Annotated in this window: 14 protein-coding genes and 1 pseudogene; 9 read left to right on the top strand and 6 right to left on the bottom strand. The window is 64.8% G+C overall.

From position 1 onward, the window contains the following. Nucleotides 1-8 precede the first annotated feature (8 nt). Both AC6CH3_RS20265 and AC6CH3_RS20260 read left to right on the top strand, forming a co-directional pair. Nucleotides 9-338 carry a single stranded DNA-binding domain-containing protein gene (locus AC6CH3_RS20265; protein ID WP_498134162.1) on the top strand — a complete coding sequence of 110 codons (330 nt, stop codon included), beginning with the start codon at nucleotides 9-11 and terminating at the stop codon, nucleotides 336-338. Beyond that, nucleotides 335-1,099, top strand: a complete 765-nt coding sequence (locus tag AC6CH3_RS20260) for a DUF3159 domain-containing protein (protein ID WP_494035234.1) — start codon at nucleotides 335-337, stop codon at nucleotides 1,097-1,099. The genes AC6CH3_RS20265 and AC6CH3_RS20260 overlap by 4 nt, the downstream gene beginning before the upstream one ends. On the opposite strand, the gene AC6CH3_RS20255 is transcribed toward AC6CH3_RS20260, so the two are convergent. Continuing rightward, nucleotides 1,060-1,809, bottom strand: a complete 750-nt coding sequence (locus AC6CH3_RS20255) for a potassium channel family protein (protein ID WP_498134127.1) — start codon at nucleotides 1,807-1,809, stop codon at nucleotides 1,060-1,062. The genes AC6CH3_RS20260 and AC6CH3_RS20255 overlap by 40 nt on opposite strands. Further along, a complete protein-coding gene (locus AC6CH3_RS20250) occupies nucleotides 1,810-2,481 on the bottom strand; it encodes a potassium channel family protein (RefSeq protein WP_498134126.1) in 672 nt (223 codons plus the stop codon). Nucleotides 2,482-2,573: 92 nt separating this feature from the next. Between AC6CH3_RS20250 and AC6CH3_RS20245 the strand changes: the two genes are divergently transcribed. The 4 genes from AC6CH3_RS20245 to AC6CH3_RS20230 all read left to right on the top strand — a co-directional run bounded on the left by AC6CH3_RS20245 (nucleotide 2,574) and on the right by AC6CH3_RS20230 (nucleotide 12,136). Further along, nucleotides 2,574-4,550 (top strand): APC family permease, encoded by a 1,977-nt coding sequence (locus tag AC6CH3_RS20245; protein WP_498134161.1) that lies wholly within the window; start codon nucleotides 2,574-2,576, stop codon nucleotides 4,548-4,550. Beyond that, nucleotides 4,547-5,926: a class I SAM-dependent RNA methyltransferase gene (locus AC6CH3_RS20240; protein ID WP_498134125.1), complete on the top strand. Its 1,380-nt coding sequence runs from the start codon at nucleotides 4,547-4,549 to the stop codon at nucleotides 5,924-5,926. The genes AC6CH3_RS20245 and AC6CH3_RS20240 overlap by 4 nt, the downstream gene beginning before the upstream one ends. A gap of 155 nt (nucleotides 5,927-6,081) precedes the next feature. Then, nucleotides 6,082-8,892 carry an aconitate hydratase AcnA gene (acnA, locus tag AC6CH3_RS20235; RefSeq protein WP_498134124.1) on the top strand — a complete coding sequence of 937 codons (2,811 nt, stop codon included), beginning with the start codon at nucleotides 6,082-6,084 and terminating at the stop codon, nucleotides 8,890-8,892. Nucleotides 8,893-9,448: 556 nt separating this feature from the next. After that, the gene (locus AC6CH3_RS20230; protein ID WP_498134123.1) at nucleotides 9,449-12,136 is read left to right on the top strand and encodes a cation-translocating P-type ATPase; all 2,688 of its coding nucleotides are present in this window, start codon (nucleotides 9,449-9,451) and stop codon (nucleotides 12,134-12,136) included. Between the two features lie 602 nt (nucleotides 12,137-12,738). Here the strand turns inward: AC6CH3_RS20230 and AC6CH3_RS20225 are convergent. The 3 genes from AC6CH3_RS20225 to AC6CH3_RS20215 all read right to left on the bottom strand — a co-directional run bounded on the left by AC6CH3_RS20225 (nucleotide 12,739) and on the right by AC6CH3_RS20215 (nucleotide 15,397). After that, nucleotides 12,739-13,206 carry a pyridoxamine 5'-phosphate oxidase family protein gene (locus AC6CH3_RS20225; RefSeq protein ID WP_498134122.1) on the bottom strand — a complete coding sequence of 156 codons (468 nt, stop codon included), beginning with the start codon at nucleotides 13,204-13,206 and terminating at the stop codon, nucleotides 12,739-12,741. Between the two features lie 164 nt (nucleotides 13,207-13,370). Beyond that, on the bottom strand, nucleotides 13,371-14,891 hold the full coding sequence (locus tag AC6CH3_RS20220) for an L-lactate permease (protein WP_498134121.1): 1,521 nt from the start codon (nucleotides 14,889-14,891) through the stop codon (nucleotides 13,371-13,373). Nucleotides 14,892-14,902: 11 nt separating this feature from the next. After that, the gene (locus tag AC6CH3_RS20215) at nucleotides 14,903-15,397 is read right to left on the bottom strand and encodes an NAD(P)-dependent oxidoreductase (protein ID WP_498134160.1); all 495 of its coding nucleotides are present in this window, start codon (nucleotides 15,395-15,397) and stop codon (nucleotides 14,903-14,905) included. A gap of 386 nt (nucleotides 15,398-15,783) precedes the next feature. On the opposite strand from AC6CH3_RS20215, the gene AC6CH3_RS20210 reads away from it, so the two are divergent. Together AC6CH3_RS20210 and AC6CH3_RS20205 are read left to right on the top strand one after the other, a co-directional pair. Then, nucleotides 15,784-16,071: a hypothetical protein gene (locus AC6CH3_RS20210; protein ID WP_498134120.1), complete on the top strand. Its 288-nt coding sequence runs from the start codon at nucleotides 15,784-15,786 to the stop codon at nucleotides 16,069-16,071. 610 nt (nucleotides 16,072-16,681) lie between these two features. After that, nucleotides 16,682-17,140: a hypothetical protein gene (locus AC6CH3_RS20205; protein ID WP_498134119.1), complete on the top strand. Its 459-nt coding sequence runs from the start codon at nucleotides 16,682-16,684 to the stop codon at nucleotides 17,138-17,140. A 171-nt stretch (nucleotides 17,141-17,311) separates the two neighbouring features. On the opposite strand, the gene AC6CH3_RS20200 is transcribed toward AC6CH3_RS20205, so the two are convergent. Then, complete coding sequence (locus AC6CH3_RS20200; RefSeq protein ID WP_498134118.1) at nucleotides 17,312-17,608, bottom strand: helix-turn-helix domain-containing protein; 297 nt, start codon at nucleotides 17,606-17,608, stop codon at nucleotides 17,312-17,314. A gap of 521 nt (nucleotides 17,609-18,129) precedes the next feature. Here AC6CH3_RS20200 and AC6CH3_RS20195 point away from each other — a divergent pair. Beyond that, a pseudogene (locus AC6CH3_RS20195) lies at nucleotides 18,130-18,507 on the top strand (IS21 family transposase); the annotation flags it as partial. Between the last annotated feature and the right edge of the window lie 20 nt (nucleotides 18,508-18,527).

The raw sequence follows: 18,527 nt of genomic DNA, 5'->3' as shown, positions 1-18,527 counted from the left end.
GCCGCAGTATGCAGGACGGGCCGGTACCCATCAGCCGGTTGCCGGAGCGGGGGCGTGTCCTGTGCCAAGGCTTCATCGAATCGGTGACCTACGTGCCTGCCACCGAAGTGGCGGCTTTCACGGCCACCGTTGTGGATCACGACCGGCCGACGCGGGCAACGCCCGCCCCGGCGGCACAGCACGGCCGGCTTCGGGTCGTCTGGCTGGGGCGCCGCCGCGTACCCGGCATCGACCCCGGGACCGAAGTCAGGCTGGACGGCATGCTGGCCGTGCGCGACGGTTTGCCCACCATGTTCAATCCCCGCTACGAAATATTGTCCCGCCAGGAGAACCCATGACATTGCCAGAAAAGCCCGAACCCGGAGCGGAAAGGCCGGAACCCGCGCCGGCTCCGGACGCTCCTGGCCTGGCGGGCCTGGCCGAAGGCTATGCATCCAAGGCAGGGCTGCACCGCACGGATGACGGCCGCATCGACGTCCTCAAGAGCGCCGGCGGTTACCAGGGGATCGCGGAGAGCATCCTCCCCGGACTGGTCTTCCTCATATCCTTCACCATCACGGCTAACCTGACGCCGTCGCTTATTGCGGCGCTGACCGCTGCGGCCGTGTTTACCGTGGTGCGCCTCGTGCAGCGCCGTCCCCTGACACAGGCCCTTGCCGGGGTGGTCGGCGTCGGCATTTCCGCCTGGCTCGCCAACACCACGGGTAAGGCGGAGGACTTCTACCTTCCCGGGTTCCTGACCAACGCGGCCTACATTGTGGCGATGGTCATCTCGATCGCCGTCCGCTGGCCCATTGCCGGGCTGCTGTTCGGCTTCATCCGCAACGAGGGCCTGGACTGGCGGCAACACCCGGGACGGGTACGCGCCTACCAGCTGGGCACCTGGATTATCGTGGGCGTGCTCGCCCTTCGCCTGGTGGTGCAGGTACCCCTGTACCTCATGGGGCCGGACGGCCTGGCCGCGCTGGCAACCACGCGCCTCATCATGGGCGCGCCGCTGTACATCCTGGGCGTGTGGCTGGCATGGCTGGTCACGCGGCCGGCGGCAGCGCCGGGGACTCAGCCTTCGAAGCCGTCACCCTCCAGCGATTCAGCCTGAGCCGCAGCCTGGATTTCATCCGGTCCGGGCGGTTGCTCCAGGCGTTCACCCGATCCAGGCGACAGCAGCTCACGCAACTGCTCCTCGGCAGCAATCGTGGTGACGAAGAACAGCTCGTCGCCGCCGTCGATGACGTCGTCCCGGCTGGGCGTGATCGGTGCCTGGTCGCGGAGGATTGCCACGAGGGTCGAGTCCTCGGGCCAGTCGATGCTTCCCACGGTGAGCCCGATGGCGTGCGAGTCATGCGGCACCGTGAACTCCACGAGGGATGACACACCGGTCTGGAGCGTGAGCAGCCGGACGAGGTCACCGATTTCCACGGCTTCCTCGACCAGCGCCGTCATGAGCTGCGGCGTGTTGACGGCGACGTCCACGCCCCAGGAATCATTGAACATCCAGTCATTCTTCGGGTTGTTGACGCGACCCACCGTGCGCCCGACCCCGAATTCGGTCTTTGCCAGAAGCGAAACGACGAGGTTCACTTTGTCATCACCCGTGGCAGAGACCACCACGTCGGCGTCTTCGAGCTTTGCATCCTGCAGGGTGCTCAGTTCGCAGGCATCGCCAACCAGCCAGTGCGCACCCCGCAGCCCGCTGCGGCCGATGACCTCGGGCTTGAGATCGATGAGCAGGATCTCATGCTTATGGGCCAGCAGCTCACGGGCGATCGAGGAACCGACGCTTCCGGCTCCGACGATGACGACTTTCACTCAGGACTCCTTGGCGGGTGCTTTGGCGAGAATGTGGGCCACTTCTGCGCTGCGGTCCAGGCGCATCATGGCGTGGACGGTGTCGCCGTCCTGGTACGCCGTGGCGGCGGTGGGAAGCATCCCTTCACCGAACCGGGTCAGGTACGCGACGCGGACATCGGCCGCCTTTTCAATCGAGGACACGGAATGGCCGATCCAGGCGGGGTCGATGTCGAGTTCACCCAGGACCAGCCGGCCGGACGGTTCCCGGAAGTCACCGGCCAGATGCTGTTCAGGGAGGATGCGGCGCAGGACCTGGTCTGCGCTCCACCGCACGGCAGCCACGGTGGGGATGCCAAGCCGCTGATAGATCTCGGCGCGGCCGGGATCGTAGATCCTGGCGACGACGTGCTGGACATGGAAGGTTTCGCGGGCCACACGCGTGGCCAGAATGTTGGAGTTGTCACCGCTGGAAACAGCGGCGAACGCGTACGCCTCGGCGACGCCGGCCTGCTTCAGAGTGTCCCGGTCGAAGCCCACGCCGGTGACTTTGCGCCCGGTGAAGCCGGAACGGAGCCGGCGGAAGGCGCGGTCGTCCTGGTCGATGATGGCCACCGAATGGCCTGCGTCCTCGAGTGTGTGGGCCAGGGTTGCCCCAACGCGTCCACAGCCCATGATCACGAAGTGCGCCACCCGTGTCTCCTCCAGTTGTCCTGCTGCTCCGTACGACTCTACCGCCGGATTCCCGCCATGACATCGCGCGTGAATCAGACTAACTTTGTGTGGTGCTGACAATTCTGAATGCAGTGAAGCGGGTGCTGGTGGGGAGGCCCTTCCGGACTGACCGGATGCCCCATACCCTCCTGCCGAAGCGGATCGCGCTTCCCGTCTTCGCTTCGGATGCGCTGTCGTCCGTGGCCTACGCGCCAGACGAGATTCTTCTCACACTGGCTCTGGCGGGCGTGAGCGCCGTGGCATTCTCTCCTCTGGTGGGACTCGCAGTCATGGTCGTGCTGCTGACGGTCGTCGCCTCCTACCGGCAGAACGTCCATGCCTACCCGTCAGGCGGCGGCGACTACGAAATCGCCAGTGTGAACCTGGGGAAGCACGCCGGGCTGACCGTTGCATCCGCCCTGCTCGTTGACTACGTGCTGACCGTCGCCGTTTCCATGTCATCGGCAGCGACCTACCTGACCACAGCGGTTCCGTCCCTCCACGGCCAGCAAGCCATGTTCGCCTCCATCGGTGTGGTGGTTCTTGCCCTCGTGAACCTGCGTGGCATCAAGGAAGCCGGAGGCGTCTTTGCCGTGCCCACCTACATCTTCATGGCATCGATTCTCGGCATGACCGCCGTCGGGATTTTTCAGGGCTTAACAGGGCAGCTGGGCCAGGCGCCGTCGGCAGCGTTTACGATCGTCCCGGCCCCGGGTTTCGATGAAGGCCTCGTGGGTCTCGCCGGCGCATTTTTGCTGCTCCGGGCCTTCTCCTCGGGCGCAGCCGCGCTGACCGGTGTGGAGGCCATCAGCAACGGCGTGCCGAATTTCCGGAAGCCGAAGAGCAAGAACGCGGCCACCACACTGCTGCTCCTGGGCATCATTGCCTCAGCCATGCTGGCCGGGATCATCTACCTGGCCAATGCGACCAAGGTGCACATTGTGCTGGACCCGGCAACGGAGTTCCTCCTGAACGGGAGTCCGCTTCCTGAGGGCTACATCCAGAGCCCGGCAATCAGCCAGATTGCACAGACCGTCTTCGGGCCGGGCTCCATCCTCTTCTTTATCGTGGTTGCGGCCACCGGCGTGATCCTGGTGTTCGCCTCCAACACTGCCTTCAACGGCTTCCCCGTGCTGGGTTCCATCCTTGCGCAGGACGGTTACCTGCCCCGCCAGCTCCGCACCCGCGGCGACCGGCTGGCCTTCAGCAACGGCGTGCTCGCGTTGGCCGCCGGGGCGCTTGTGCTGATCATTTCCTTCAACGCCGATGTCACTAAGCTCATCCAGCTTTACATCGTGGGTGTGTTCATCTCCTTCACCGCCAGCCAGCTTGGCATGGTCCGTCACTGGGGCCGTGAGCTGAAGCTGGCCCGGAACAAAGCCGTGCGCCTCCGGATCTTCAAGTCCCGGACCATCAACATGATCGGCTTCGGAATGACGGCGCTGGTGCTGGTGATCGTCCTCATCACCAAGTTTGAGCAGGGCGCCTGGATCGCACTCCTGGCGATGTTTGTCCTGTACCTCATCATGTGGAGCATCCGGGCGCACTACGACAACGTGGCCAGGGAACTCGCCGTGGACGAAGACTCCTCGCCGCGTGCCCTGCCCACCCGGGTGCACGCCGTGCTGCTCGTGTCGCACGTCCGCAAGCCCGTCCTGCGTGCCCTGGCGTATGCGCGGGCCTCCCGGCCTTCCCGGCTGGATGCGGTCACCGTGGACATCAACGAGGAAGAGACGGCCCACACGCTGGCGGACTGGGAAAAGCTGGACATCCCCGTGCCGCTGACCGTGCTGGCGAGCCCCTACCGCGAGACCGTCACTCCCATCATGGAGTACATCAAGAACATGCGCCGGGACTCTCCCCGGGACCTGATCGTTGTCTACATCCCGGAATACGTGGTCGGCAAATGGTGGGAGCAGCTGGTGCACAACCAGACAGCCCTGCGCATCAAAACGCGGCTCCACTTCGAACCCGGCGTCATGGTGGCCAGTGTTCCGTGGCAGCTCAAATCATCCGAAGAAGCAAAGAAACTGCAGGACATCCAATGAACCCCGAACCCCTGACGTCCTCCGCCGGCACACACCTGGTGGTGGATATCGGCCCCGTGGCCCACGGCGGGCACTGCGTGGCCCGGCACGAGGGCCGGGTGGTATTCGTCCGCCACGGCATCCCCGGGGAGAAGGCCCGGATCCGCCTGACGGATGCGGGGGAGTCCGCCAAATTCTGGCGCGGCGACGTCGTAGAGGTGCTGGACCCGTCGCCGGACCGTGTCCCGCACTTCTGGCGTGTAGCTGATTCGCCCGCTTCCTGGGCGCACGGGCGGCCGCCGGTCGGCGGCGCCGAACTGGGGCACATCTCCCTGTCCCGGCAACGGCGCCTCAAGTCCGAGGTGCTGGCCGAACAGCTCAGGCGGCTGGCCGGCGTCGAGCTTTCACCTGAGGTGGAAGCGGTGGGCGCCGCCGCCCAGGACGGCGAAACGCAGGGCGGCGAAACGCACGACGGCGGGGCCGGCCTCGCATGGCGGACCCGGGCCGGTTTTGCGGTCACCCCGGGCGGCAAGCTCGGCATGCACGCCCACCGTTCGGACCAGGTCATTCCTGTCCGGGAAATGCCGCTCGCGGTCGCGGCCATCAACGATCTTCGGCTCTGGGACGCGGACCTGCAGGGCATCGACAGGGTGGAGGTTGTTGCCCCTGCGAACGGTTCCCGCCCCCTCGTCCTCCTCGCCCCTTCGCCCGGCACCCGCGCCAAACGCCTCAGCTCCATCCTGGCCCAGCTCCCCGCGGACATTTCGGTGGCCAGTTACGATCCGCTCAAGGAGGAGACGCTGCAGCTGCGCGGCCGGACCTGGGTGCAGGAGTCCGCTGCGGGCCACGATTACCGGGTAACCGGTGCCGGATTCTGGCAGATCCACCGGGACGCCCCGGAAACACTGGTCGGTGCCGTCACCAGTTTCCTCCACGACGGCGGGTTCCTGGAGCCGGGCGCGGCAGTGGCCGATCTCTATGCCGGTGCCGGACTGTTCACCGCGCCGCTCGCCGACGCCGTTGGCGAAACGGGCTCCGTGCTGTCGGTGGAAGGCGCTCCCGGAACAAGCAGGGACGCCCGGAAGAACCTCCACGGAGCGCCACAGGTGGAAATCGTGCAGGGCCGCGTGGAGCGTGTGCTGCGCCAGCGGCCCCGGAACTTTGATGCGCTGGTGCTGGATCCGCCGCGCGCCGGCGCCGGCAAGGCCGTGGTGAACCAGCTCATCGCTGCCGGTCCGCGGGCCATTGCGTACGTTTCCTGTGACCCCGCATCGTTTGCGCGCGACATCGGGTACTTCCAGCAGGGCGGCTGGGGGCTGACGCAGATCAGGGCCTTCGACCTGTACCCGCACACACATCACCTGGAGACGGTGGCACTGCTGACGCCCCGCGGCTGATGCCACTAGGATGGGCGGAGTAGTCCCACGTCGCGCACCGTATATCACGGCTGGCCCCATGCTCTTTTGTAGGACCATCTACTAATTAGGCTCACCTAACTAGCAAGCGGTCTACCGCGCGACAAAGATGAAACTGTTGCGAGAGGAGTCCTGCGATGAGCACTGTGGACAGCTTCGGTTCAAAAGGCAAACTTAATGTAGCCGGAACCGAATACGAAATTTTCCGGTTGAACTCCGTTGAAGGTTCAGAAAACCTTCCGTTCAGCCTCAAGGTATTGCTTGAAAACCTGTTGAGGACCGAGGACGGCGCGAACATCACTGCCGATCACGTTCGCGCCCTCGCTGGGTGGGATCCGAATGCCCAGCCCGACACTGAAATCCAGTTCACGCCTGCACGCGTGATCATGCAGGATTTCACCGGCGTTCCCTGCGTGGTGGACCTTGCCACCATGCGCGAGGCGGTGAAGGAGCTTGGCGGCGACCCGAAGAGGGTGAACCCGCTGGCACCTGCGGAAATGGTCATCGACCACTCCGTCCAGATTGATGCCTTCGGTAACTCCGGCGCGCTGGAGCGCAATATGGAGATCGAATACCAGCGCAATGGTGAGCGCTACCAGTTCCTGCGCTGGGGACAGACGGCCTTCGACGACTTCAAGGTCGTCCCGCCGGGAACCGGCATCGTGCACCAGGTCAACATCGAATACCTGGCCCGCACCGTCATGACACGTGAAGTTGACGGCGCTTTGCGCGCCTACCCCGACACCTGCGTCGGCACCGACTCGCACACCACCATGGTCAACGGACTGGGTGTGCTCGGCTGGGGCGTCGGCGGCATCGAAGCCGAGGCGGCCATGCTGGGCCAGCCCGTTTCCATGCTGATCCCGCGCGTCGTCGGCTTCAAGCTGACCGGGTCCATTCCTGCCGGCGCCACCGCCACCGACGTCGTACTGACCATCACCGAACAGCTGCGCAAGCACGGTGTGGTGGGCAAGTTCGTCGAGTTCTACGGCGAAGGCGTGGCCGAGGTTCCGCTCGCCAACCGGGCGACCATCGGCAACATGAGCCCGGAGTTCGGCTCCACCGCCGCAATGTTCCCGATCGACGACGTCACAATCGAGTACCTGCGCCTCACCGGCCGCTCGGAAGAGAACGTGGCCCTCGTCGAGGCTTACGCCAAGGAACAGGGCCTCTGGCACGACCCGTCGAAGGAGATCAAGTTCTCCGAGTACCTCGAGCTGGACCTGTCCACGGTGGTTCCGTCCATCTCCGGCCCGAAGCGTCCCCAGGACCGCATCGAGCTGACGGACGCCAAGGAGCAGTTCCGCAAGGACATCCACAACTACGTCACGCTCGAAGACGGCAGCGTGGACGAGTCGCTGGACGAGTCCTTCCCCGCGTCGGACTCGCCGTCGTTCACGCACGCCGACTCCCACACGACTGATTCGGCACGCGTTGTTTCCGCTGCCAACGGTGCCGAGGGCCGCCCGTCCAGCCCCGTCCACATCGAGATGGAAGACGGCCGGGAGTTCGAACTGGACCACGGCGCAGTGTCAATCGCGTCGATCACGTCCTGCACCAACACCTCCAACCCGTCGGTGATGCTGGCCGCCGCCCTGCTGGCCCGCAACGCCGTCGACAAGGGCCTGGCCGCCAAGCCGTGGGTCAAGACGTCCGTCGCACCGGGGTCCAAGGTAGTCACCGACTACTACGAGAAGTCCGGGCTGACGCCGTACCTGGAGAAGCTTGGCTTCTACATCGTGGGCTACGGCTGCGCCACCTGTATCGGTAACTCCGGACCGCTGGACGCTGAGATCTCAGAGGCCATCCAGGCCAACGACCTTTCCGTCACCGCTGTCCTGTCCGGTAACCGCAACTTCGAAGGCCGGATTAACCCGGACGTAAAGATGAACTACCTGGCGTCGCCGCCGCTGGTCATCGCGTACGCCCTCGCCGGAACCATGGACTTCGACTTCGATACTGACCCCCTGGGCAAGGATGAAGCCGGCAACGACGTCTTCCTGAAGGACATCTGGCCGAACCCGGTCGAGGTCCAGCAGGTCATCGATTCCTCCATCGACAAGGAAATGTTCGCCCGCGGCTACGAGGGCGTCTTCGAAGGCGACGACCGCTGGAAGGCCCTCGACACCCCCGCAGGCGACACGTTCGCATGGGATGAGAAGTCCACCTACGTCCGGAAGCCCCCGTACTTCGAGGGCATGAAGGCACAGCCGGAACCCGTCCAGGACATCACTGGCGCCCGGGTCCTGCTGAAGCTGGGCGACTCGGTCACCACCGACCACATCTCCCCGGCCGGCTCCTTCAAGTCGGACACCCCGGCCGGCCAGTACCTGCTGGCCAACGGCGTGGAGCGCAAGGACTTCAACTCCTACGGCTCGCGCCGCGGTAACCACGAAGTGATGATCCGCGGCACCTTCGCCAACATCCGCATCAAGAACCAGCTGCTGGACGGCGTGGAGGGCGGCTTCACCCGCGACTTCACCCAGGCCGACGGCCCGCAGGCCTATGTCTACGACGCCGCCCAGAACTACCAGGCCGCCGGCACCCCGCTGGTTGTCCTGGCAGGCAAGGAGTATGGCTCCGGTTCATCGCGCGACTGGGCAGCCAAGGGCACCGCGCTGCTGGGTGTCAAGGCCGTCATCGCCGAGAGCTACGAGCGCATCCACCGCTCCAACCTGATCGGCATGGGCGTCCTTCCCCTGCAGTACCCGGCCGGCGAATCCGCTGCCACCCTGGGGCTGACCGGTACGGAATCTTTCGCTGTTGAGGGTGTCACCGCGCTCAACGAAGGCACCACTCCGAAGACCCTCAAGGTCACGGCGACCGCCGAAGACGGCACCGCCAAGTCGTTCGATGCGGTCCTCCGCATCGATACGCCGGGCGAAGCGGACTACTATCGCAACGGCGGTATCCTGCAGTACGTGCTTCGGCAAATTAGCGGTTCCTGAGCTGATCCGCTCGGATACCAGAGGATCTGGTCGCTGACTCGCTGTCACCTGCGGTCACACTAGAGTCTCGCACAAGTGCCCCGTCAGGCTTCGGCCTGGCGGGGCACTTGCCGTTTCATGCTGATCGAGTGGTGGCCGGTACGTGTCCCGCCGACGCTGATCTGTCCTTTGCCATGAACTGCCTGGGGCGGGCTCACCGTCACACGAGGGGTTAGAAGTTGGCTGACTCCTGCGGAGCGTTTGATGGCGTCGCAGGAAGCCTGCGCGATCGTGAAGGGTTCATGCTTCTTGGATTTGCCCAGAGCGACGGGAGGATTGTGCCGTGAACATCGGGGGTCGCAGCCGCGAGGTTCCGGGAGAGCCTGGCAGTCTGCTGGAGGGGATGGTGCTGGGGGACCGGTCCCGCAACTTGCCACTGTTGACTGATGGACTCCAGGAGCCATCGGCTGGAGAGGGGATCACGGCGCAGCCTGAAAGTGCGCAGCGCAGAGGTCGAGGACCCGAGACGTAACGACGACCCTTGTCGAAGTTCCGGCGCCGGTGAAGACTGGCACTCATGACCAACGGGCCCGATACGCAGTCACCGACCGCAGCCGGGCCGGTTCCCTGGCACGCGCTGAGTTCCGAGGAGGTCTTTGCCGGGCTTTCGTCGGGTCCGGAGGGACTCAGCAATGCTGAGGCGTCCCGCCGCCTGACTGACGCGGGTCCGAACGAGTTGAGCTTCTCCGGTGCCACGCCGTGGTGGAGGGTTTTGCTGCGGCAGTTCATCAGCCCGCTGATCGGGATCCTGCTGGTGGCGGCCGTGGTCACGCTCATTCAGCAGCATTGGGTGGATTCCGGGGCGATCTTCCTGGTCCTGTGCATCAATGCTGCCTTGGGGTTTGTGCAGGAGCGCAAGGCGGAGGCGGACGTCCGGGCGCTCCAGTCGCTTTCCACACCGTCGTGCCGCGTGCTGCGTGAGGGCACTGAACGGGTGGTCCCCGGGCGTGAGGTGGTCCCGGGCGATCTGGTGATGCTGGAGAGCGGTGAACGGGTCCCGGCCGATCTCCGGCTTTTCGAGACCAACGGCCTCCGGCTGGATGAGTCCATGCTCACCGGTGAGCCATTCGCCGCCACCAAACACACGGGACCGCTTCCGGCCGACACCGGCGACGCGGACCGGGCAAATATTGCTTTCAGCGGCACGTTCGTGGGCAGTGGCCGGGGCAGGGGCGTCGTGATTGCGACCGGTGCCGGCACCGCGCTGGGCGAAATCAACGCCCTCGTCCAGGGCCCGTCGGGCAAATCACCGCTGCAGCTGCTCACCCACAGCCTGGAACGCCGCATCGGCCTGATCATCCTCGCTGCACTGGTCTTCATCTTCATTGCCGGGCTGGTGCTCGGCAACGACATCTCCACCATGTTCCGCACCTCCGTCGCACTCGCGGTGGCGACCATCCCCGAATCCTTGCCGATCGTCCTGACCGTCGCGCTCAGTCTCGGCGTCTCACGGATGGCGAAACGAAACGCCATCATCCGCACCCTGCCCGCGGTCGAAACACTGGGTTCCACCGATGTCATCGGATCCGACAAGACAGGGACCCTGACCGAGAACCGGCTGACCGTGGAACGAATCTGGACCACCGCGGGCCTGGTCGACATCGCCGCCGGGACCAACGGCGGTGCTGCAGAGCCTCCGCTGGTCCGGGCGGTTCTGCGGGCCGGTGCTTTGACCAATGAGGCCACGCTTTCCTCCGAGGACGAGGACCTGGAGTATTCCGGGGACGCCGTTGATGCTGCCATGGCCAAGACCGCCGTGTTCCGGGGCGCCATCAGTGAACAGGACCGCACCGCAGAGCCCCTGGCGCACCAGCCGTATGAACCGCACCTGACGTACTCCCAGACGGTCCACGCCGATGCCCGCGGACGGCGGACCCTGTACGTCAAGGGGTCCCCGGAAGCGGTGATGGACGCCGCCGGCACCATGGCCCGGGAAGACGGCGAGGCTCCCTTGGACAAGGCGTTGATCCTTGAGGCCAACGAGGCGATGGGTCGGGACGGTATGCGGGTCATCGCCACCGGCTCCCGGATGCTGGCCGACGACGAGGAAATCCCCTCGCCGCTGCCGGCGCCGTCGGGCCTGACGTTCCTGGGCCTGGAAGGAATGACCGACCCGCCCCGTGCCGGGGTGGCTGAGGCCATCGCCAAGTGCCGGCGCGCCGGGATCAAGGTCATGATGATCACCGGAGACCACCCGGTGACCGCAACCGCCATCGCTGGCCGGCTCGGACTCCCCACAGACAAACCCGCACTGACCGGCACCGAAATGGCGGACCTGGATGACCACATGCTCGCCGCACGCCTGGAGCAGGCCAGCGTAGCGGCACGGGTCTCCCCGGTAGAAAAGCTCAGGATCGTGCACGCCCTGCAGGGAGCGGGGAAGGTGGTCGCCGTCACGGGTGATGGAGTCAATGATGCCCCGGCCCTCAAAGCAGCCGCGATCGGCGTCGCGATGGGCAAATCCGGCACGGACGTGGCCCGCGAAGCAGCCGACGTCGTGCTGACCGATGACAATTTCGTCACCATCGTGCACGCCGTGGAAGAAGGCCGGGTCACCTTCGCCGCCATCCGCAAAACCACGTACTTCCTTCTCTCCACCGGAGCAGCAGCACTGGTGGCGGTGACATTGAGCGTCTTCGCCGGCACGCCTCTGCTGTTCCAGCCCGTGCAGATGCTGTGGATGAACGTGGTGACCAACGGCGTCCAGGACATCGCCCTGGCCTTCGAACCGGCGGAGGGCGATGAACTCAGCCGCCCGCCCCGGCCACCGTCCGATGGCATCCTCTCACGCACCCTGTGGTTCCGGGCCGGGATCACCGGCGCCTGGATGGCCCTGGCAGTGATTCTGAGCTTCATCGTGGCACTGCACAACGGCTACCCCGAAATCCATGCCCGGACCCTGGCACTGACCATGTTCGTGATGCTCAGTTTCTTCCAGGTCTTCAGCTCCCGCGCCGAAACCAAATCCCTCTTCCAGCTCAGGCTGCTGGCCAACAAACCGCTCCTCTCCACGTCCCTGGCCGCCCTCGCGCTCCACTGGGCAGTCATGACCTGGCCGGTCACCGCCGGCCTGCTGGAACTCACCCCGCTGAACGCGTGGGAATGGCTCCTCTGCGCGGCCGTCGGCTCCACCGTCCTGATCATCGTCGAGGCAGAAAAAGCCGTCCGGCGCTGGGCCCACCGCAACGACGCCCCAGTGGCATGACCGGTGTCCACTGCCCCGCCGAGGCTTTTCCCGAGCCCCCGCGTTCTTCCCCCCGATGCCAGACTTCCGGGGTGGGTCGGCCGCGAGTCCGCAACGGCCAGTGACTGCTGGGCGACGGCGGCTACGGTCCTGCAGTTGAGGCCCTGCGCGGGGCTCTCTGCGCGGTCGGCAATGGCTACTGGGCCACCTACGGTGCCGAGCCGGAAGCCGACGCGGACGCCCCCACTACCCGGGAACCTACCTTGCCGGCGTGTACAAGTGCGTGCTTCCCGCCCGGCTCCGTCGAGGACGAGCCCATGGCCCACTGCACATTTTGCCCTCATGCTGTGATGCGCAGCTGGGCTTGCCTAACATCGCGTGCTTGCCGCAGTCGGAATCCCAATCATCGTGGTGATCGTGACTAACCGGGTGTTCACCCACATTCAGCAGGACGTGCTCACCATGCTGCGGTGAGATTACGTCCAATGCTGCCTGCCGAAGTACGGAAGTGTCCGTCAGCCGGGACGGTCAGGGCAGGACTGTTCATGCAAATGACCTGGTCGCAGGGACTCCATGATCCTGACGGCAGGTAACCGCTGCTCAATGCCAGAGCAGGGCGCAGGCTATTCGAGTCCGGCACCGGCTTCGTCCAACGACGTCCGCCACATCAACGGCGATGCGACGGAGAATCGCCTGCCTGTCACAGACTCGGGCACGATCCGGAGTAGATGCTCCTGCCCGACTCCCTGCCAGGGAAACAATGCCCGACGGATTTCATCCAGGGCAGGGCCCGTGGGCGTTGTCTCAGCCGCCCTTCCCTTGACCACCACGCTCCAGGCCAAGCCGAATTCGGCGCTGACAGCATCAGCTTCCAAGGCAACGGTGGCGTCTGCTTCGATCGCCTCCTGCTTGGTTCCGCTGCCGGTGCGGAACACGAGCGTCCGGTCATCCACCCTGTAGTTGACGGGGAAGACGTCGGGATGGCCATCAACGATGACGGCGAGCCGTCCCACCGTCGTTTCCGCAAGGAGCGTCCAGCACTGGTCCGGATCGAGAATCTCTGCCGCGGGCACTGCTTTCTTGTCCGTCATATGGCCGATCCTAGGCCGGTCTGCCGGTGTTAACAAGGCAACAGGGGCACAAAGGCCCGGCCCCAGCGATGGAAAGCGGTATCGAAAGCAGCTCGCAAGCATACCCGGACCGAGTTCGTTGCAGCCAGGAGACAGTTGAAATCGGCCGTGCTCCTTGCTTAAGGTCAGCGTGTGAAGGCAAAGGCCAGGAGGCCTCCGAGGGTGACGTAGAGCAGCGCGGTGGGAAAAGTGGTGCGCAAAAGCTTGCCTTCCTGCCCGGTGAGGCCCACGGTGGCTACGGCAGCCACAATGTTGTGCGGGCATATGATTTTTCCGACCGCGGCTCCGAATCCCTGCGCCCCTAGGAGGGGGAGCGCCGGAAGACCGGCGGCGTGGGCGGTAGTGGTTTGGAGTTCGGTGAAAAGCACGTTGGAGGCGGTGGCCGAGCCGGTGACGAAGGTCCCGAACGCCCCGACCGCGGGTGAGAGCAGGGGCCACGCCATTCCGATGCCGGCTGCCGCGTAGGCCAGCTCATTGGTCATCCCGGCATGGGACATGGTGCGGGCGATAGTGACCATGGCGATCAGCGCCACCAGCACAGGGCCCAGCTGTCTGGTCGCGGTCAGGAAAGCCTCACGGATGTCGCGTCCCGAGGCCCGTTGCAAAACCGCCCCGGCGGCAAAGGCCACGGTCAGCAGCATTGCCGGGTGGAACAGCGGCCGGACGCTGCCGGAGAATCCCGTGCCGGTCTCCCACTCGATCGCGACGCCCTCCAGCGTGTCCCGGACCGGTGGGACCAGGCGGGTGGCCAGGACGAGAAAAACCAGGACCAGGTACGGGGCGGCTGCGCGCAGCAGCCCTGCCGGGTCGCCGGGCAGAGCAGGTCCGCCGCCGGAGGGGGCTGCCGCCTCCAGCCGCCGTCGTCGGTTAAGCACGACGGCGAAGACGGCAACCCCGGCCAGTGCACCTCCGAGTGTGGGCAGTTCAGGGCCGACGAAGGTGGCGGTCAGGCCGTAGGGCACGAGGAAGGAGATCGCGGCCAGGACACCCCAGGTCCGCAGCCTGCGGGTCCCGGGCAGGGCGCGGCCGATGGTCAGCACGACCGCAGCCGTCAGGATCCCTCCGAGGATGACGTGGTAGGGAGCGGTGGCCTTGGCCAGCTCTGTTCCGGAAGAATCCACAAGCGCGCTTTGGGCGAGCACGGGCGTGCCGATGGCGCCGAAGGACACGCCCGCGGCGTGGCCCAGCAGGGCCGCTGCCACGGCCCGCACCGGGGGCAGGCCTGCAGCTACCAGGAAGGGAGCGGCCAACGCCACCGGCGTGCCGAACCCGGCGGCGCCCTCCAGGAACAAGGCAAAGAACCACGTCACCAGCAGCGCGCCCAGCCGGGGATCGGGGTGAAGACGGGCCAGACCGGCGTGCAACCGTTCCGCGACGCCGGTGCGTTGCTGCAGGTAGTGGATGCCCAGTGCGGGCCCGATGATGCCCGCCACCGTCGCGGCGATGAACGAAGCTTCGGACAGCACACCGGCCGTACCCGAGACCACGCTGAAGTGATCCGTCGGGCCGCCGAAGCCGAACGCTGCCACGGCGAGCACCAGCGTGACCGTGGCTGTTACAACCCCCGCCCGGGCGGCCGACCAGCCGGCAACGGTCATCAGCACGAGTACCAGCAGCACCGGTGCAGCCGCCAGGAATGCCAGCATCCCGGGCCCGGTTACCCGGCGAAGTCGTCAGCGGTGACCTGGTTCAGGTTCTCGCCGCGCTCTGCAGCCGTGAGGTTATCCATCGTCGTTGCCGCGATGTTGGTCATGGCCTCGCGCATGAAAAATGCCTGATGGCCGGTGATCAGCACGTTGGGGAAGGTGAGCAGCCGCGAAAATACGTCATCGCGCAGAACCTGGTCTGAGAGATCCTCGAAGAACAGGTCAGCCTCCTCCTCGTACACATCCAGGCCCAGGTAACCTATCTTGCCCTGCTTGAGGGCATTGATTACCGCGCGCGTGTCGATCAACATACCCCGGCTGGTGTTGATGAGCATGACACCGTCACGCATCCTGCCGAGCTGTTCGGCCTGGATGAAATGATGGGTCTGCGGTGTCAGAGGCAGGTGCAACGAGACGATGTCGCTTCGCGCCAGCAAGGCGTCAAGGGGCAGATACTCCACTCCCATCGTCCGGCACTCATCGCTGGGATACGGATCGCTGGCTATTCAACTTACGGCAGACTTCACGCGTCGTCACACACCCGGCCGCTTACAGCCCACATGTGGGCCGGAACTGGTCAAGAGCAGCCACATTTCGACCCTCAGAACGCTGAAGGGCAACAACGAGCCAGTCTCTGGGCAGAACCTGACCAGAGATGGCCACAAACGACGAGAAGTAGAGCCTTTGATTCGACTATCGCGCCGATCTTGACAGGGAATGTCAGCAGGGACAATATCCATTATTAGTCAACCAGATGCAATAAATGCCGGCTTGGGGGTAGGACTCCTGTGCCTCGTCGTGTTCGGTGCCGGTGTTGAACCCTTCAGAACCGACAACGTCGATTCGCCTTGGCTGGCTGTTGGGGGACGACATTGAATCCGGGGGATCCAAAATGACGAACGGCATGGCGCGAGAGAACGGCGAACGCGGAATCTTTAAGCCCCATATGAAAGCCCAAACTAGACGACTTGGGTGGGCTTTCGCGACAGTCTGGTTCCTGGTCACGGCCGTAGGCGTGGTTCTGTGCGGATTCTTGTTCCATTTCGTAGGCGCGTTTCCACCTAGCAATGGTGAGGCGTTCAATCTGAATCCGGTGGGCGCCCTGATTGGCGGCCTTGGGACGGTGTTCCTGGCCCTGCCGGCGTTCGTCACTTCGGTGGTTTTCATCGTGACTGTTTAGGCGTGAGTCGCATGGCGATATCCAGTCCGCGGCGTCAGAGGACCCCTCAAGGACGACGCTTTTAGCTGTACACCCCACGATCCACTGCCACAGCCCTGGCGAGCTGCATGAACGGAACCTTCAATGAAAGCTTTAACTGAGGAAACCTCGCTAATAAGATGCTTGGCCATGGCACTGGCGTCCTCTGGGCGATGTTTGTCGGAGGTGTGCTGTGGGTTGTTGTCGGATGCTTCCGGTTCCTGACTCCTTTAGGGTTGGACGTCACATTCCGGGAAGACCTTGGGTACTCCCAGATCCTCAGCACTGAATTGTTCCTGCTGTACAACCTGGCGGGTGTTCTGGCCCTTCTGTTGACAGCCTGGGCTGCCCTCTCGTACCTGACCGCCCTTCGCACCGCAGGCACCGGGCTGAAGCGCGCGGCGCAGGTATTTGCGCTTGCTGGCGTCTCTTTTGGGCCTCGTCGCAGCTGCGGGTCAGATAATTCAATTCGATCCCCTGACAACGGGCGGTCTCCGCCTTGGTGTACGCGAGGACCGCAGCGAGCATCGCGCTCTGCCCTTGTGCGCCTATGGGAAATGTTGATACTGGAAGCATCATGGAAGGGGCCGGAATGCCTAAAGTGGAAGTGGTTGTGGATTCCCCCGTCCCGCCGGGGAAAATACGAGAAGCCCTGTTGGACTTCAGCCCACGCCGACCGGAGATCTGGCCCGGCATTTATGCGCCCCTGTACGAGGTGTACGAGGTGGGGGATACGTATGCGGACATCAGGGAGGGAAGCAAAGCTCCCGGCGGCGCGATCTGGGCCAAGGAACACTATGACTGGTCAGATCCCGAAGCGGTGACCTGGACCGTGCGCGAGAGCAATTTCTGCGCACCGGGCAGTTACGTGAGCGCGCGGATCAAGCCGAACGGGTCGGACGGATCACGCATTCACATCACGTGGAACCGGACTCCGACCAGCGTGGCGGGGCGGGTTGCCGCGTTCCTGATCGTCGCGACGCGGGGTGCGCCCGTGGCAAGCTCCTTGCGCATGGGCCTGAAGCAGCTGGAATCCGAAGGCCCAGCGTAGTCCGCTGACAAGTCCAGCCGCGCGCGGCCCGCCGACCGGAACCCCGGGCAGCAGCAGGGCAAAGGCGCCAAGGAACAGCATCAGTGGTGCAACGATGAAAAGGTTCACCACGTCCTGGGCGATGGCGGTATCCGAGAGGTCCGGCGTCTCGTGCCGGTGGATGTGCTCCTGTCAAAGCAGCCCGATGACGCTGCCTGCGGCCGCGAGCAAGGCCGTCGCAACCGAGAGGGTTTGCCTGAAGGCCGCGCGGAACATCGTGACGAACCCGCTGGCGGAGGAGTACTCACAGGCGCTGGCAGTCTGAGTAACCGTCCTGCCCCCAGCGAGCATCAGGGTCGCCAACTGCAGTCGGAGCTGGTTGCGCCCCACGGTGTAGCCCATCCCAACCTCGTCTCGGAACATTCGGGAGAACGTGCGCTGGCTCGCTCCGACTTGACGGCCGAACTCGGTCAGGCCGGGGGAGTCCATCGTATGCCGGAGATTGCCAACACATGAGCATGTGGTGGCGAGGGCGATATTGGTGTCCTTGCATGCTCGTTTGCGCTCGTTTGGGTGTCGGCGATCCGTCCGCGGGCCGGGTTCGCCGTTTTCGGATGCTCTCCGTGGTTCAACTTCCAGATGGTCATGGACAAGGGAGCGGCTCTTGGCGGCTCCCGCCTTCTGAAGGTCCTCAAGTACGACCGGAGAGACCGTAGTGCAGGCGGTGAGTGAGACACCCCTCATCCAGCGCCGCTACGCTGACGGCTCGCCGACACGGGACTTGCCACGGTGAGGTGTTGGCGGCCATGAAAAACTGCCCGTAGATGGCCTCGGAATTGCCCGCTGATGGCCACCGGGACTGCCCGCGTATGGCCATAATTTCTGCCCAGTTGTGGCCGTTTGGTTTGTCCGCATTGTTCGCTTATCCCGCCGTGTCGTAAGACGGCGGGGGCCTCTTCCCGTTTGGATGTCGGTGTCGAATCGAATCCGCTGACAGGAAGAGGCCCTGAATGAAGGATGCCCTAGAAACCGTGAAAATTCTTGCTGCTTATGATCTGACCAAGTCGCTGCGCGGTGCAGCGGAGCTATCAGGTTGTTCCCACCACACTGTTGACCGGCTCGTGCAGGCCCGTGACGCAGGACGTGCACCGGGCGCCGCGACCGAGCGTGGCCGCGTCACCGACGCGTGGCTGCCGAAGATCGAGGAATGGGTCGAAAAGTCCAAGGGCCGGATCCGTGCCGATGTCGTCCATGCCAAGCTCGCCGCGATGGGCTACCGTGGCTCGGACCGCTCCACCCGCCGCGCCGTCGCCCAAGTCAAAGACGCTTACCGGCGCGGGAACAAGCGGGTCCACCGTCCCTGGATCACCGAGCCGGGAGCCTGGTTGTTATGAAGAATTCTTCATAA

Source organism: Arthrobacter sp. GQ119 (assembly GCF_059759125.1).
Note: the sequence above shows the minus strand (reverse complement) of the source record. Positions and strands in the feature narration are given on the sequence as shown.

Bases quoted from the DNA above. Each gene is read 5' to 3' on its own strand.
- AC6CH3_RS20265 (WP_498134162.1), top strand. From the start codon at position 9: ATGCAGGACGGGCCGGTACCCATCAGCCGGTTGCCGGAGCGGGGGCGT.
- AC6CH3_RS20260 (WP_494035234.1), top strand. From the start codon at position 335: ATGACATTGCCAGAAAAGCCCGAACCCGGAGCGGAAAGGCCGGAACCC.
- AC6CH3_RS20240 (WP_498134125.1), top strand. From the start codon at position 4,547: ATGAACCCCGAACCCCTGACGTCCTCCGCCGGCACACACCTGGTGGTG.
- acnA (WP_498134124.1), top strand. From the start codon at position 6,082: ATGAGCACTGTGGACAGCTTCGGTTCAAAAGGCAAACTTAATGTAGCC.
- AC6CH3_RS20230 (WP_498134123.1), top strand. From the start codon at position 9,449: ATGACCAACGGGCCCGATACGCAGTCACCGACCGCAGCCGGGCCGGTT.
- AC6CH3_RS20225 (WP_498134122.1), bottom strand. From the start codon at position 13,206: ATGACGGACAAGAAAGCAGTGCCCGCGGCAGAGATTCTCGATCCGGAC.
- AC6CH3_RS20220 (WP_498134121.1), bottom strand. From the start codon at position 14,891: ATGCTGGCATTCCTGGCGGCTGCACCGGTGCTGCTGGTACTCGTGCTG.
- AC6CH3_RS20210 (WP_498134120.1), top strand. From the start codon at position 15,784: ATGACGAACGGCATGGCGCGAGAGAACGGCGAACGCGGAATCTTTAAG.
- AC6CH3_RS20205 (WP_498134119.1), top strand. From the start codon at position 16,682: ATGCCTAAAGTGGAAGTGGTTGTGGATTCCCCCGTCCCGCCGGGGAAA.
- AC6CH3_RS20200 (WP_498134118.1), bottom strand. From the start codon at position 17,608: ATGGACTCCCCCGGCCTGACCGAGTTCGGCCGTCAAGTCGGAGCGAGC.